Source organism: Cupriavidus sp. D39 (assembly GCF_026627925.1).
GTDB classification, from domain to species: domain Bacteria; phylum Pseudomonadota; class Gammaproteobacteria; order Burkholderiales; family Burkholderiaceae; genus Cupriavidus; species Cupriavidus ulmosensis.
In genome coordinates, this window is record NZ_JAPNLE010000009.1 from 4067999 (window position 1) to 4082299 (window position 14301).

Sequence of the window (14301 nt, forward strand, 5' to 3'; positions counted from 1 at the left end):
CCCATGCTCAAGCTTTACAGTTACTTTCGCAGCTCCGCCTCGTACCGTGTGCGCATCGCCCTGCAGTTGAAGGGCCTGCCTTACGAGTACATGCCGGTCCATCTGTTGCGCGACGGCGGCCAGCAACTGCTGCCGGCCTACCGGGCGCTGAACCCCGATGCGCTGGTGCCGACCCTGCTGGATGACGATCATGTATTGATCCAGTCCGTAGCGATGGTCGAGTACCTCGACGAGACGCATCCCGAGCCGCCCCTGCTGCCGGGCAGCGCGCTCGACCGCGCCTACATCCGCGCCCTGGCGCTGGAGGTGGCATGCGAGATCCATCCGCTGAACAACCTGCGCGTGCTGAAGTACATCAAGCACACGCTGGGCGTGGCGGAGGAGGCCAAGGACGCATGGTATCGCCACTGGGTCGAGCTGGGTTTCGAGTCGGTGAATACCAACCTCGTGCGCTCGGGCAAGGCAGGGCGCTTCTGCTTCGGCGATACGCCGACGCTGGCCGATATCTGCCTGGTGCCGCAGGTGTTCAACGCGCAGCGCTTCAATATCGACGTGGCCCGCTACCCGGCCATCGCCAAGGTGTTCGACTCCTGCATGGCGCTGCCCGCGTTCCAGCAGGCCGAGCCCAAGGCGCAGCCGGACGCTGAGTAAGCTGGCAGGCTAAGCCCCGGCAGTGCGCAAAGGAAAAAGCCCCGCAAGCGATTGCGGGGCTTTTCTTCTGGCGGGCCGGTTTGCCGCTCAGCCGAGCAGTGCGTCGGCGAATTCCTCGGCATTGAAAGGCTGCAGGTCTTCGACCTTCTCGCCCACGCCGATGAAGTAGACCGGTACCGGGCGCTGGCGCGCGATCGCGGCCAGGATGCCGCCCTTGGCGGTGCCGTCGAGCTTGGTCACGATCAGCCCGGTCAGGCCCAGCGCGTCGTCGAACGCCTTGACCTGGGACAGCGCGTTCTGGCCGGTGTTGCCGTCGATCACCAGCAGCGACTCGTGCGGCGCGTTCGGCATCGCCTTGGCGATGACGCGCTTGACCTTCTTCAGCTCTTCCATCAGGTGCAGCTGCGTGGGCAGGCGGCCCGCGGTATCGGCCATCACGATATCGATGCTGCGTGCGCGTGCCGCGTTGACCGCGTCGAAGATCACCGCGGCCGGGTCGCCGCTCTCCTGCGAGACCACGGTGACGTTGTTGCGCTCGCCCCAGATGGTCAGCTGCTCGCGCGCGGCGGCGCGGAAGGTGTCGCCGGCGGCCAGCAGCACGGACTGGTCATAGCTCTGGAAGTGCTTGCACAGCTTGCCGATGCTAGTGGTCTTGCCGGCGCCGTTGACGCCCGAGATCATCATCACCAGCGGCTGCTCGCGGCCCAGTGACATGGTTTTCTCGAGCGGGCGCAGCAGGTCGGTCAGCAGTTCGCGCAGCGCGGCCTTGACGCCTTCGGCGGTGTCGATGCGTTCGGTCTTGACGCGGCGCCGCAGGGCGCTCAGCAGGTGCTCGGTAGCCTCGACGCCGGCGTCGGCCATGATCAGGGCCGTTTCCAGGTCCTCGAACAGGTCTTCGTCGACCTTGACGCCAACGAACAGCGTGCCCAGGTTGCGGCTGGTCTTGGACAGCCCGGTGCGCAGGCGCTGCATCCAGCCGCGCCTGGCCTCGGCGGAGGCGGCCGGCGGCGGGGTCAGCACCAGTTCCAGTTCCTCGGCAGCGGCCGCAGGCACGCTCTGGACCGGTTCGATGGGGGTTGTCGGGACGGAAACGACGGCGGCCGGGGCAGGCCCGGCCGTGGGAATGGGGGTTGGCGCGCTGGCGGGCGCCGCGGCCGGTGTGGCGGCGGGCGCCGGGCTTTGCACCTCGGGCGGCGCACTCACCGGTTCGGCCTTGCGCTTCTTCCAGAAACTAAACATTGGGAAAGGGGTCAATACCCCGGTAGAATCAATCGCCAAAATTCTAGCAGACGGGGTCGCATGAACCATTGTGCTGTCAGGTCCAGGTCGGGCGCCGCCCGTACCGCTTCGCATCTTGCCGGCGCCGGCGCTGTTCGCCAGGCCGCTTTCTCCCGGCGCCTTGTTCCCACCCTTTTGTTGATCGCGATGCCCTGGTTCGGCGCTGCCTATGCGCAGACCGCCGTGGTGGCGCCGCCGTTGCCGAGCGGCCAGGCAACCGCCGCGCAAACCGCCGCGGCGCAGGCCGATACCACCGAGTTCAAGCTGTCCAACGGCATGCGGGTAATCGTCAAGGAAGACCATCGCGCGCCCACCGTAGCCCACCAGATCTGGTATCGCGCGGGCGGCATGGACGAGGTCAGCGGCACCACGGGCGTGGCGCACATGCTTGAACACATGATGTTCAAGGGTACACCAAAGGTCGGCCCGGGGAGTTTTCCAAGCAGATCGCGGCATTGGGCGGGCGCGAGAACGCCATGACCAACCGCGACTTCACGCTCTACTACCAGCAGATCAGCAAGCAGTACCTGCCGAAGATGATGGAGCTGGAAGCCGACCGCATGGCCAATCTCATCATCAAGAAGGATGAGTTCGACCGGGAAATGAAGGTCGTGACGGAAGAGCGGCGCCTGCGCACGGACGACTCCGCGCGCGGCACCGTCTACGAGCAGTTGCTGGCCACCGTCTACACCGCCGCGCCCTACCGGCATCCCGTGATCGGCTGGCCGGACGACCTGGTCAACATGCGCGTGGAAGACGTGCAGGCCTGGTACAAGAACTGGTACGTGCCGGACAACGCGCTGCTGGTGGTGACGGGCGACGTCACGGCGGCCGAGGTCAAGGCGCTGGCGGAGCGCACCTACGGCAAGCTCAAGGCCCGCCCGCTGCCGCTGCGCAAGAACCAGCTTGAGCCCGCGCAAAAGGGCATCAAGCGGATATGGGTCAAGGCCCCGGCCGAGAACCCCTACGTGGTGATGGCGTACAAGGTGCCGCGCCTGCACGATGTCGAGAAGGACGTTGATCCCTACGCGCTGGAAGTCCTCTCCGCCGTGCTCAATGGCTACGACAACGCCCGCCTGACGCGCGACCTGGTGCGCAAGCGCCGCATCGCCGACGACGTCAACGTGGGCTACGACAGCATCAACCGCGGCGAGTCCCTGATGGTGCTCGACGGCACGCCGGCCACGGGCCATACCACCGAGGAGATCGAGCGCGCGCTGCGCGACGAGATCGCCCGCATTGCGCGCGAAGGCGTCTCGCCCGAAGAGCTCAAGCGGGTCAAGGCGCAGGTGGTGGCGGCGCAGATCTACAAGCGCGACTCGGTGTTCGGGCAAGGCATGGAGATTGGCGTGGCCGAGATCGCCGGCATTTCCTGGCGCCAGATTGACCGCATGCTCGACAAGATTAAGGCCGTCACGCCGGAGCAGGTGCAGGCGGTGGCTGGCAAGTACTTCAACGACGATAACCTGACCGTGGCAACCCTGCTGCCGCAGCCGATCGACCCGAACAAGGCAAAGGCTCCGGCCGCCGCCGACTCGCTCCGCTGAGCTCTCTAGAGGACAGGACCCAAGATGCCCTCTTTGCCCCGACGATCCCGTCGCCACGCCTGTTGCGTCGCCTGGCAGGCGCGGCTTGCGGTGCGCTTGCCCTGATCGCCTCGCAGACCGCGCTGGCTGCGATCCCGATCGAGCAGTGGACCACCTCCACCGGCGCCCGCGTGTATTTCGTGCGCAGCCCGTCCATCCCCATGCTCGACGTCAATATGGATTTTGACGCCGGCAGCCGCTACGACCCGGCCGACAAGGCCGGCCTTGCCACGCTCGCCTCGGCTCTGCTCGACAAGGGCGCGGCCGCGCAGGATGGCCAACCGGCCCGCAATGAAGCACAGGTGGCCGACGCCTTCGCCGACACCGGTGCCGACTTCGGCGGCGCCGCCAGCAGCGATCGCGGCGGCGTCGGCCTGCGCACGCTGACCTCCGAGCCGGAACTCAGCCAGTCGCTCGCGCTGGCCGGGCAGCTGATCAAGGCGCCGGCCTACCCGGATGCCGTTGTGGCGCGCGAGAAGCAACGCCTGATCACCGCCATCCGCGAGGCCGACACCAAGCCCGGCGTGATCGCCGACAAGATGGTGTCGCGCGCGATCTATCCATCGCATCCGTATGGCGTGTCGCCGACCGTGGCCAGTGTCGAGTCGATCACGCGGGCCGATATCGAGCGCTTCTGGCGGGATAATTTCGCCGCGTCGCGCGCCGTCGTGACGCTGATCGGCGCCATCGACCGCAAGCAGGCCGAGACCATCGCCGAGCAACTGACGCGCGACCTGCCGGCCGGCGCCACGCCGCCCACGATGCCTCCCGTGCAACTCAAGATCCCGGCCAGCGAGCAGCGCGTGCCGCATCCGGCGCAGCAGGCTACGGTAGCAATCAGCCAGCCCGCCATCGCGCGTGGCGATCCCGACTACTTTGCCCTGCTGGTGGGCAACTACGTGCTCGGCGGCGGCGGCTTCAGCTCGCGCCTGACCGATGAGGTGCGGGAAAAGCGCGGCCTGACCTACGGTGTCGACAGCTACTTCGCGCCGGCCAAGCAGGCAGGGCCCTTCGGCATCAGCCTGCAGACCAAGAAGGCGCAGACCAACGAAGCCCTGGCGCTGGTGCGCAAGGTGCTGGCGCAGTACGTGGCGGAAGGCCCCAGCGACACCGAACTGAAGGCCGCCAAGGACAATCTGGTCAACGGCTTCCCGCTGCGCATCGACAGCAACCGCAAGCTGCTGACCAATGTGGCCAATATCGGCTGGTACCGGCTGCCGCTGGACTACCTAGACACCTGGACCGCACAGATCGGCAAGGTCACCCGTACCCAGGTCCGGGAAGCCTTCCAGCGCCACGTGTTCCCGGACGCCATGGCGACCGTCATCGTGGGTGGACCGGAATAGCGAAGTAACGGGCGCCGGCGCCGGGGTGTTCCCGGCGCTTGCGCTTTTCCGCGCCACAGGCTCTACAATCACGGCATGAATTCGCGTACCCGATCTCCCTCGCCCGCCGCCAGCGGGCGATCCCCATCCTCCTCGCCGCGGCAGTCTCCTGCCCAGGTCCGTATCATTGGCGGCAAGTGGAAGCGCACGCCACTGCCCGTGCTCGACGCCGAAGGCCTGCGTCCCACCCCTGACCGCGTGCGTGAGACCCTGTTCAACTGGCTGGGGCAGGACATGTCCGGGCTGGCGTGCCTCGATCTGTTTGCCGGCTCCGGCGCACTGGGTTTCGAGGCTGCCTCCCGAGGTGCCCAGCAGGTCACCATGGTCGAAGCCAATCCGCGCGTGGCCAAGCAACTGCGGGACAACCAGTACCGGCTCGACGCCCAGCAGATCCGGGTGGTGCAAGGTGACGCATTCGCTACGGCGGCGCAGATGCCGTCGGCCAGCTTCGACGTGGTGTTCCTCGATCCGCCCTTTGCCGAAGACTGGCTTGGCCCCGCGCTGGAGCATGCGGCGCGGCTGTCACGTCCAGGCGGCGCCGTGTATGTGGAAACGGATCGCGCCCTGAGCGGCCCCGACGCCCCGGTGCCCGCGGCGCTGGAGATCGTGCGGCATGCGCGGGCCGGCGCGGTGCATTTCCATTTGCTGCAGCACAGGAACCTTTGAACACGGGATGGCCGCGAGCATTGTGACCGGCCACCCGCACGCAAAATGCGGCAGCGCGGCGAAACCGTAATGTGGCGGCTTGCAAGTGCCGCGTTTAGAGTTACACTACGCCGCTGTCGCCAACGCTCGTCACGCAGCCTTGGCTCCAGCCCTCACCATAGTGGGCGGGGTCGATCGGTCCATCCAGGGCCGGCAGCGGGCAGAACAAGGAGGAAGCATGGTCGTCGCGGTCTATCCCGGCACTTTCGATCCAATGACCCGGGGCCACGAGGATCTGGTGCGCAGAGCATCCAACATCTTCGATGAGCTCGTGGTCGGCGTGGCGCATAGCCCGAACAAGCGCCCGTTCTTTTCGCTGGAAGAGCGCATAGGCATCGCCCGTGAAGTCCTCGGGCACTATCCCAATGTGCGCGTCGAAGGTTTCTCCGGCCTGCTCAAGGATTTTGTCCGCAAGAACAACGCGCGCGTGATCGTGCGGGGTTTGCGCGCGGTCTCCGACTTCGAGTACGAGTTCCAGATGGCGGGCATGAACCGCTACCTGCTGCCGGACGTGGAAACCATGTTCCTGACACCGTCCGACCAGTACCAGTTCATCTCCGGCACGTTCGTGCGCGAGATCGCGGTGCTTGGCGGGGATGTCAGCAAATTTGTATTTCCCTCGGTCGAACGCTGGCTCGCGGAGAAGATCAGCAGCAAAGCGGAATAAAATAGAGTCTTGCGACATGTCAGGCGCGGCCAGTCGGGCGCGGGGCATGTCGGGTTTAAAGGAAATACCATGGCACTATTGATCACCGACGACTGCATCAATTGCGACGTTTGTGAGCCGGAGTGCCCAAACGAAGCCATTTCGATGGGGCCCGAGATCTATGAGATCGACCCCAACAAATGTACCGAATGCGTCGGGCACTTCGACGAGCCGCAATGCCAGCAGGTTTGCCCTGTGGCTTGCATCCCGCACGATCCCAACCGGATCGAGACGCGCGAGATCCTGATGGATCGCTATCGGCTCCTTACGGCGGCCAAACGGGTAGCCTGAGCCGCCACTGCGGCTTGCAGCACAAACGCTCGCAGCACAAAAAAGCCCCATTACCTTCACGGTGGTGGGGCTTTCCTATTTGCGCGCACGTTCAGCGGTTCGTATGCAATTCCAGCATGGCACGCTCGGACTCGCCTTTGGCCAGTAACCCAAGCGGTGCGACGCTGCGATCGATGGCCTCGTCGATGGCCTGCTGCTCTTCGCGGCGCGGCGGCTTGAGCACAAAATTGATCACATCCTCGCGCTCGCCGGCACCACCCGCCGAATTGCGCGGATGGCCGACGCCAACGCGCAGGCGCCAGTAGTCCTGGGTGGTCAGGTGCGCTGAAATATCCTTGAGGCCATTGTGGCCGCCCGCGCCGCCGCCACGCTTGAGCTTGACGGTGCCGGACGGCAGGTCCATCTCATCATGGGCCACCAGGATCTCGTCCGGCAGGATCTTGTAGAAGCGCGCGAGCGACACCACCGACAGCCCGGAGCGGTTCATGAAGGTGGACGGCTTGAGCAGCCAGATCTCCTGGTCCCACAGCCTGGCGCGCGCGGCCAGCCCGTGGAAGCGGCCTTCCACGCGCAGGGTGACGCCCCCCATGCGGGCCAGCTGGTCGACCAGCCAGAAGCCGGCATTGTGGCGTGTGGCTTCGTATTCCGCCCCGGGGTTTCCGAGGCCGACGATGAGTTTGATCATGCGTTGCACTACTTGGTTGATGGGGCTCGGCGCACTATGCGCGGGGCAACTGCTTGGCTAACTACTTGGCTGCAACTGCAACTGCAACTGCAACTGCAACTGCAACTGCAACTGCAAAGTCAAAATCAACTGCAGTTTCACCACCCCTGCGGGGCGGCGACCTACTTTTTTGTCTTGCCAAAAAAGTAGGCAAAAAAGCGCGCCGGATGGGGCGACACCCCCTCGTGGTCAGGCAAAAAGAGCGGCCGGGACCCAAAGTCGCATCGCCTTAAGGCGATACTCAGACATGGGTCCCTCTTTTCCGCTCTTTTTGCCTGCCCACGAGGCGCCCCATACGGCCACTAACACCGCGAGGGCTCGCTTCGCATCGCGCATGGGTGTGCCGCCAGAAGCCAAGGATACGCGAAGCTTGGCACGAAAAAAACCGCCGGACGCGCCGGCGGTTTTTTCTTGCGGCTGCGAGAGCCGTCCTGTCGCACAGCCCGAAGGCTGCGTTCAGGGTACTCAGGCAGCAGGCGTTTCACCTTCGGCGGCTTCCGACACGCCACCGGCCGGCAGCGAGATGCTGGCGATAGTGGGGTTTTCGTCACCGTGGGTGATGGCGCTCACGCCCTTCGGCAGCTTCACGTCGGACAGGTGCAGGGTCTGGCCCAGTTCTGCATTGCCCAGGTCCACTTCGATGAACTCAGGCAGGTCGGCCGGCAGGCACGACACTTCCAGTTCGTTCAGGATGTGGTTGACGATGCCATGGCCCAGCTTCACGCCCGGGGCGTTTTCCTGGTTCATGAAGTGCAGCGGCACCTTGACGTGGATCTTGTCGGTGGCCGACACGCGTTGGAAGTCAACGTGCAGGACCAGCGGCTTGAACGGGTGCATCTGGAAAGCGCGCAGCAGGGCCTTCTCAGCCTTGCCTTCCACTTCGAGGTCGAGAATCGACGAGTGGAATGCTTCTTTCTTCAGCGCGTGGAACAGTGCGTTGTGATCGAGTTCGATCATCTTGGGCTCGGCTGCGCCGCCATAGATGATGCCGGGGGTCTTGCCGGCGTTGCGCAGGCGGCGGCTCGCACCTGTTCCCTGTACGCTACGCTCGAAGGCTACTACTTTCATGATGACTCCAAATGTAAGAGGGCTGTCCGCGACCAGACAGCCCGATGAACCTCGCCACGTGCCGTAATCGGGGTCTTACCCCAAAAAAACAGCCGCAAACGCGGTAAAGCCTTGAATTCTATCAGGAATCGGCAAACAGCGACATAATCGAGTCGCCCTTGACGATCCGGGTAAAGGTCTCTGCCAGCAGCGATGCGGTCGAGAGCTGGCGAATCTTGCCGGACTGGATGGCATCGTCGCGCAGCGGAATCGTGTCGCACACCACCACTTCATCCAGCTCGGAGTCGGCGATGCGGGCAGCCGCGCCGCCGGACAGGACCGGATGGGTACAGTAAGCGAATACCTTCAGCGCGCCGCGTTCCTTGAGTACCTGGGCAGCCTTGCACAGGGTGCCGCCGGTGTCGATCATGTCATCCATGATCACGCAGTTGCGGCCGTCGACTTCACCGATGATGTTCATCACTTCGGCCACATTGGCCTTGGGGCGACGCTTGTCGATGATGGCCAGGTCGCAGTTCAGCTGCTTGGCCAGTGCACGGGCGCGCACCACGCCGCCGACGTCGGGCGAGACCACCAGCAGATTGCCGTAGTTCTTCTCGCGCAGGTCGCCCAGCAGAACCGGGGAGGCGTAGATGTTATCAACCGGGATATCGAAGAAGCCCTGGATCTGGTCGGCGTGGAGGTCCATGGTCAGGACCCGCTCGACGCCGGCAACTTCCAGCATGTTGGCTACCACCTTGGCCGAGATCGCGACGCGCGCCGAACGCGGGCGGCGATCCTGGCGGGCATAGCCGAAGTAGGGCATGGCCGCGGTGATGCTGCGTGCCGAGGCGCGCTTGAGCGCATCGACCATCACCATCAGTTCCATCAGGTTGTCGTTGGTCGGCGCGCAGGTGGACTGCAGCACGATGACGTGCTTGCCGCGAACATTTTCCTGGATTTCAACTTGGACTTCGCCGTCGGAGAACCGGCCGACCTGGGCTTTCCCGAGCGGGATGCCGAGGTGCTGCACGACAGCCTCCGCGAGTTTGGGGTTGGCGTTGCCGGTAAAAACCATCAAGCCTTCGCTGCTCATTCGGTGCACCTGTCTTGCTGCTGGAGGGGAACGATTGCTGCCGGCTAGTGCCGGCAGCTTTTCGTGCAGGTCCGTTAGGACACTGTAGGATGTAATGGCAGGGGAAGAAGGATTCGAACCTTCGAATGCCGGAATCAAAATCCGGTGCCTTGACCAACTTGGCGACTCCCCTACACAACCGGGTACGTCCATCGTCACATTCAACTGCCTGCGACGCCGAACGAAAAACTTTTATGCGAGCGTTGCGAGTGGGTGTTGCGATAAACTCTTCGCACACCTGCCATCCCATTCGGGAGGCAACCGGTCTAGTACCTGCTGCGCAGTTTGCTCGTCGTTAAATCGGGCAAACACGCAGGCTCCGGAACCGGTCATCCTTGCATGTGGACTGTACTGTCTCAACCATTCAAGGGCTCGGGCAACTTCGCGGAACTTCACCGTTGCTATCGCTTCCAGGTCGTTGCGACCGAAACCGAACTTGTTTGTGCATCCAGTGAAGTCCGCTATTATGGTGATCGCTGTATCCCTTGTCAAGCGCTTGTCCGAAAAAATTGCAACGGTCGGAACATGCTGGCGCGGATGGATGATCACGAACCAACTGTCGGGCAATTCGACCGTCGTCAGCTCCTCGCCAACCCCTTGCGCGAACGCGTTTTCTCCATGCACGAAGAACGGCACGTCGGCGCCCAGCGTGAGCCCGATGCGCTTGAGTTCGTCGCGCCCCAGGCCCAGCCCCCACAGATGATTCAGCGCCAGCAGCGTGGTCGCCGCATCCGAAGATCCGCCGCCGATGCCGCCGCCCATCGGCAGCCGCTTGGCAATGGCGATGTCCGCGCCAAAGCCGGTGCCGCTAGCCTGCTGCAAGGCCCTAGCGGCACGCACGATTAGGTCGCTCTCCACCGGCACGCCCGGCACGTCGCTGATGCGCTCGATGCGGCCATCGTCGCGGCGGCAAAAATCCAGCGTATCGCTCCAGTCCACCAGTTGGAAAACCGTCTGCAGTGTGTGGTAGCCGTCCGCGCGGCGTCCGGTCACATGCAGGAAGAGATTCAGCTTGGCGGGCGCCGGGCAGTTGCGCAGCTCCGGCGGCGGCAGGGGGCGGGCCGTACTCATTGTGCTTGCTCCGGATCGATGACGAGGCGTACCGAGAGCGGGTTGGCTTGGCCGTCGCGTGCCAGGTCGATGCGGCGCGGGCGCGCCGCGGCCGGGGTGGATGGTGTGGATGGCGTCGTGGGCGAGGCTTCCTGCCACGCTACGTAGCGTACGGTCCAGCCGTTCTGCGCCAGGGTAGCCAGGCGTCCGCTGTCGTCACGCGTGGTGCGCGCCGGGCTGCCGGGCGCGGGGCGGGCGTGCAGCCAGTCGCGCAGGCCCGCCACCGGCAGCGAGAAGCCAAGCGCTTCTTCCAGCAAGGTGTCGACCTCGGGCGCGTTGCGCGGTGCCTGGTTGGGCAGGTCGAGCGTGGCGCCCGAAGGCGTGGAAGTGACCACGGCCAGGGTCTGGCCCAGCGGCGAGATCAGGTCCAGGCGCACATTGCGGCCCTGCTCATGCCATTGGAAGCTGCCCTGCACGCCTTCATCGCGGCCGTAGCGCACGTAGTTGGCGGCGAAACGGCCGCTGAGCTCGCGTGGCTGGGCGGTCTCGCCAGCATCGAACTGCCGCGTGGGCGTGATGCTGGCGCAGGCGGCGAGCCATAGGGGGCGCTCAGGTAGAGCAGGGCAAGGCGTCGGGATGTGGGCATGGCGTTTGGCGTGCGCGCCGGCGCCGCCGGGCGCCAGGCTGCCGGCCCGGCGCGAGGGCCGGGCGGCGGATGATTGCGGGTGATCTGTTTGCTGCGTGACGGCTGCGGACAGCAGGATGCTACTTGGACAGCGCGGAGAGCGGCACGTTGTAGCGGCGCAGGGTGTCGATCAGGATGACGTTATCCGGCTCGATTTTGGCGGCTTCGGTCCAGGTCTTGCGGGCTTCGTCCTGCTGGCCGAGTTGCCACAGCACCTCGCCGAGGTGGGCACCGATTTCGGCCTCGGGCGCCTTGGCGTAAGCGTTGCGCAGCAGTTCGGCGGCCGGCTGCAACTGGCCCAGGCGGAATTTGACCCAGGCCAGGCTATCCATGATGTAGGGATCGTCCGGGCCCAGCGCGGAGGCCTTTTCCAGCAGCTTGAGGGCCTCGGGCAGGCGCACGTTGCGATCCGCAAGCGAATAGCCCAGCGCGTTGTAGCCTTGCTTGGCTTCCGGCTGCATGGCGATCACGCGGCGCAGCAGCTTTTCCATGCTGTCGTAGCGCTTCTCGCGCTCATCGAGCATGGCAAGCTCATAAACCCAGTCCGAGTTGTCCGGCTCCGCCGCGGCGCGTTCCTCCAGCACCTTGCGGGCGCGGTCATAGGACTTGGCGTCGATCAGCATGCCGACTTCGGCCTGGCGGATCGCGGTCATGCGCTGTGCGCGCTGGTCGGGCTCGGGAATATCCTCGGCATCGGCCAGCATGTCGTTGAATACCGCCTGGGCGTCGTCGAGCTTGCCCATGCGGCCCAGCAACTGCGCGCGCTTGACGGCTGCCGCCGGCGCGAGCCGGGCGTCGTCGATGCGGTCGAGCCAGGCCACTGCCGCCGGATAGTCCTTCTTTTCCTCGGCGATCTGCGCCAGGTACTGGTAGGCGATATCCGGGCTGGCCGCCGGCACTTGCTCGGCGAGCTGCAGGTACTCCTTCAGGTACAGCTCGGCTTCGTCATAGCGCTTGGACTGCAGGCTGGTGAGGCCGAGGGCGAGCGGCACGCGCGGATCCTTCGGCGCGATCGTGCGCAGCGTCTCGAACTCCGAGCGCGCGGCTTGCAGGTCGTTTTGCTGCAGGTAGAGGCGGGCCAGCGTGATGTGCCCGTTGACCGAGGCCGGGGCCTTGTTGACGAACGCCTTGAGCCCGGCAATGGCCTGGTCCGGCGCGCTGTCGGCACGCAGCTCGGCGGCCATCAACGCAGCGGCTTCGAAGTCGGGGCGGATCTTCTGGGCCTCGTCGAGCTCGGCCAGGGCGCCGGGAATGTCGTTGGCGGTTTCCTTGGCGCGCGCGAGGGCAAGGTGGGCCTCGGCCGACTTCAGGTCGTTGGCCACCAGGCGCTGCAGCAGCGCGGCGGCCCCGGCGGGATCGCTGGTGCGCGAAAGCTGCTGCTGCATCTGCAGGATGGCCTCCGGCCGGTGGCTCGGCGGCACGCCATTGAGCTGCAGGGCCAGCAGGGGCTCGGCTTCGTCCCATCGGCCGCTCAGGACCAGCAGGGTCGACAGCACTTGCCGCGCACCGGCGGAGGTCGGCGCAAGCTCGGTCCACAGCCGCGCGGCGTCAAGCGCTTGCTGGGCGCTGCGGGCATTGAATGCGATCTCGGTGGCACGCTGCGCAAAGCGCGGGTCGCGCGTATTGCGGGCCAGCTCAACGTACGTCTGGTAAGCGGGGCCGACCACGCCGCGCTGGGTGGAGATTTCCGCGGCCAGCACCCGATAGAGAATGTCCGCGGTCAGCGGCACCGCCGGCAGGGGCATCTTCGGCGGCAGCGGGTTCGAGCGGATTGGCGTGGTGGCCTCCGCGGCGACCTTCATCGCGGGCTTGCCGTTCGCGGGCGCGGCATGGCTGGCGAGCGGCGCCAGCGCGCAGACTGCTACCGCGGCCGCAGCCGTGGCCGCGAGCCTGTGACGCAGCGGCCGCCGGGGAGAAATAAATTGAGCGGTGGTCATCGGGGTACGGTCCAGGCGGTCCGACATGTGGGTGGGTACTCCAGCACTCAAAGGCGATGGGGAAGGTAAAGGCATTGTAGCCTGCCGCTACAATGCTTTGCTTATCCGCATGGCACTAGCACGGCTGGGGTCTCTGGCGGTTTGAGTGGCACAAAAGGGAGAGGTTCGATGCCTGAGTTGCCGGAGGTCGAAGTGACCCGGCGCGGCTTGCTGCCGCATGTGGTTGGGCGGCGCATTGCCGAAGTGGTGGTGCGCCATCGCGGCCTGCGCTGGCCGGTCGAGCCGGACCTGGAGTCGCAGCTGGCCGGGCGGGTGATCGCGCGCATCGAGCGGCGTGGCAAGTACCTGCTGCTGGAGTGCGTGCGCCCCGACGGGGAGGCCCCCGGATGGCTGCTGATCCACCTTGGCATGACCGGCACGTTGCGGGTGCTGCCGCAGGCGCCGCCGCCGGGCACGCACGATCACCTTGACCTGATCCTCGCCGACCCGGAAGGCCCGGGTGATGCGCGGTCCGGCGCCGGCACCGGACTAGTGCTGCGCTTCCGCGATCCGCGGCGCTTTGGCGCGGTGCTGTGGAGCCTGCTCGAAGAGTCGCAATTGCCGACCCATCCGCTGCTGAGCAAGCTTGGCATCGAGCCTTTCGACCCACGCTTTGACGGGGCCTGGCTCTACCGGCTGGGACGTGGGCGCAGCGCGGCCATCAAGACCGTGCTTCTTGCCGGCGACATCGTGGTGGGCGTGGGCAATATCTATGCGTCGGAAAGCCTGTTTGCCGCTGGCATCCGCCCCACCACGCCGGCCGGGCGTTTGTCCCTGGCGCGTTGCGAGCGTCTTGCCGAGGCCGTGCGCAACACGCTGGCCCGCGCGATCGAGCGCGGTGGCAGCACCTTGCGCGACTTTGTCGGCAGCGATGGCAGCAGTGGCTATTTCCAGCTGGATTGCGCCGTGTACGACCGCGCCGGCCATCCATGCCGGGTCTGCGGCACCACCATCCGGCAGATCGTCCAGGGCCAGCGCTCGACGTTCTATTGCCCGACCTGCCAACGCTGAGTCCGGCGGGGCCGTGCAGGTGGCTCTCGTGCCGCAGGCCGCATGAGAGTGACGATTGCCTATCTTCCCGC

General features: G+C 65.6%; 12 protein-coding genes, 1 tRNA gene and 2 pseudogenes. 7 read left to right on the forward strand and 8 right to left on the reverse strand.

Annotated features, from left to right (window positions below; genetic code table 11):
• Positions 1-3 precede the first annotated feature (3 nt).
• Positions 4-651 (forward strand): maleylacetoacetate isomerase, encoded by a 648-nt coding sequence (gene maiA / locus OMK73_RS31040; protein WP_267605402.1) that lies wholly within the window; start codon positions 4-6, stop codon positions 649-651.
• An 87-nt stretch (positions 652-738) separates the two neighbouring features.
• Here the strand turns inward: maiA and ftsY are convergent, their stop codons facing one another.
• The gene (gene ftsY / locus OMK73_RS31045) at positions 739-1890 is read right to left on the reverse strand and encodes a signal recognition particle-docking protein FtsY (RefSeq protein WP_267605403.1); all 1152 of its coding nucleotides are present in this window, start codon (positions 1888-1890) and stop codon (positions 739-741) included.
• A 60-nt stretch (positions 1891-1950) separates the two neighbouring features.
• Here ftsY and OMK73_RS31050 point away from each other — a divergent pair.
• From OMK73_RS31050 to OMK73_RS31070, 5 genes and pseudogenes are all read left to right on the forward strand, one after another.
• Positions 1951-3476: pseudogene (locus OMK73_RS31050) on the forward strand (M16 family metallopeptidase).
• A gap of 59 nt (positions 3477-3535) precedes the next feature.
• Positions 3536-4861: a M16 family metallopeptidase gene (locus tag OMK73_RS31055; protein WP_267606578.1), complete on the forward strand. Its 1326-nt coding sequence runs from the start codon at positions 3536-3538 to the stop codon at positions 4859-4861.
• A 75-nt stretch (positions 4862-4936) separates the two neighbouring features.
• Positions 4937-5566, forward strand: a complete 630-nt coding sequence (gene rsmD, locus OMK73_RS31060) for a 16S rRNA (guanine(966)-N(2))-methyltransferase RsmD (protein ID WP_267605404.1) — start codon at positions 4937-4939, stop codon at positions 5564-5566.
• A gap of 217 nt (positions 5567-5783) precedes the next feature.
• Positions 5784-6272, forward strand: coding sequence for a pantetheine-phosphate adenylyltransferase (gene coaD / locus OMK73_RS31065; protein WP_267605405.1), 489 nt, complete (start codon positions 5784-5786; stop codon positions 6270-6272).
• Positions 6273-6341: 69 nt separating this feature from the next.
• A complete protein-coding gene (locus OMK73_RS31070; protein WP_043343403.1) occupies positions 6342-6602 on the forward strand; it encodes a YfhL family 4Fe-4S dicluster ferredoxin in 261 nt (86 codons plus the stop codon).
• Between the two features lie 91 nt (positions 6603-6693).
• Here OMK73_RS31070 and pth read toward each other — a convergent pair whose 3' ends face one another.
• From pth to OMK73_RS31105, 7 genes and pseudogenes are all read right to left on the reverse strand, one after another.
• Positions 6694-7287: an aminoacyl-tRNA hydrolase gene (gene pth, locus OMK73_RS31075; RefSeq protein WP_267605407.1), complete on the reverse strand. Its 594-nt coding sequence runs from the start codon at positions 7285-7287 to the stop codon at positions 6694-6696.
• 504 nt (positions 7288-7791) lie between these two features.
• Positions 7792-8394 carry a 50S ribosomal protein L25/general stress protein Ctc gene (locus tag OMK73_RS31080; RefSeq protein ID WP_267605409.1) on the reverse strand — a complete coding sequence of 201 codons (603 nt, stop codon included), beginning with the start codon at positions 8392-8394 and terminating at the stop codon, positions 7792-7794.
• A 121-nt stretch (positions 8395-8515) separates the two neighbouring features.
• Positions 8516-9469: a ribose-phosphate pyrophosphokinase gene (locus OMK73_RS31085; RefSeq protein ID WP_017229695.1), complete on the reverse strand. Its 954-nt coding sequence runs from the start codon at positions 9467-9469 to the stop codon at positions 8516-8518.
• A gap of 95 nt (positions 9470-9564) precedes the next feature.
• A tRNA-Gln gene (locus OMK73_RS31090) sits at positions 9565-9641 on the reverse strand.
• A gap of 59 nt (positions 9642-9700) precedes the next feature.
• A complete protein-coding gene (gene ispE / locus OMK73_RS31095) occupies positions 9701-10579 on the reverse strand; it encodes a 4-(cytidine 5'-diphospho)-2-C-methyl-D-erythritol kinase (RefSeq protein WP_267605410.1) in 879 nt (292 codons plus the stop codon).
• Positions 10576-11204 (reverse strand): annotated as a pseudogene (gene lolB, locus OMK73_RS31100) (lipoprotein insertase outer membrane protein LolB). Before lolB ends, ispE begins: the two are co-directional and overlap by 4 nt.
• A 119-nt stretch (positions 11205-11323) precedes the next feature.
• Positions 11324-13180, reverse strand: coding sequence for a tetratricopeptide repeat protein (locus OMK73_RS31105; protein WP_267605412.1), 1857 nt, complete (start codon positions 13178-13180; stop codon positions 11324-11326).
• A 168-nt stretch (positions 13181-13348) separates the two neighbouring features.
• Between OMK73_RS31105 and mutM the strand changes: the two genes are divergently transcribed.
• A complete protein-coding gene (gene mutM, locus OMK73_RS31110) occupies positions 13349-14230 on the forward strand; it encodes a bifunctional DNA-formamidopyrimidine glycosylase/DNA-(apurinic or apyrimidinic site) lyase (RefSeq protein ID WP_267605413.1) in 882 nt (293 codons plus the stop codon).
• Positions 14231-14301: the final 71 nt, after the last annotated feature.

Coding starts and splice junctions, on each gene's coding strand:
- maiA (WP_267605402.1), top strand. CDS start 4: ATGCTCAAGCTTTACAGTTACTTTCGCAGCTCCGCCTCGTACCGTGTG.
- ftsY (WP_267605403.1), bottom strand. CDS start 1,890: ATGTTTAGTTTCTGGAAGAAGCGCAAGGCCGAACCGGTGAGTGCGCCG.
- rsmD (WP_267605404.1), top strand. CDS start 4,937: ATGAATTCGCGTACCCGATCTCCCTCGCCCGCCGCCAGCGGGCGATCC.
- coaD (WP_267605405.1), top strand. CDS start 5,784: ATGGTCGTCGCGGTCTATCCCGGCACTTTCGATCCAATGACCCGGGGC.
- OMK73_RS31070 (WP_043343403.1), top strand. CDS start 6,342: ATGGCACTATTGATCACCGACGACTGCATCAATTGCGACGTTTGTGAG.
- pth (WP_267605407.1), bottom strand. CDS start 7,287: ATGATCAAACTCATCGTCGGCCTCGGAAACCCCGGGGCGGAATACGAA.
- OMK73_RS31080 (WP_267605409.1), bottom strand. CDS start 8,394: ATGAAAGTAGTAGCCTTCGAGCGTAGCGTACAGGGAACAGGTGCGAGC.
- OMK73_RS31085 (WP_017229695.1), bottom strand. CDS start 9,469: ATGAGCAGCGAAGGCTTGATGGTTTTTACCGGCAACGCCAACCCCAAA.
- ispE (WP_267605410.1), bottom strand. CDS start 10,579: ATGAGTACGGCCCGCCCCCTGCCGCCGCCGGAGCTGCGCAACTGCCCG.
- OMK73_RS31105 (WP_267605412.1), bottom strand. CDS start 13,180: ATGACCACCGCTCAATTTATTTCTCCCCGGCGGCCGCTGCGTCACAGG.
- mutM (WP_267605413.1), top strand. CDS start 13,349: ATGCCTGAGTTGCCGGAGGTCGAAGTGACCCGGCGCGGCTTGCTGCCG.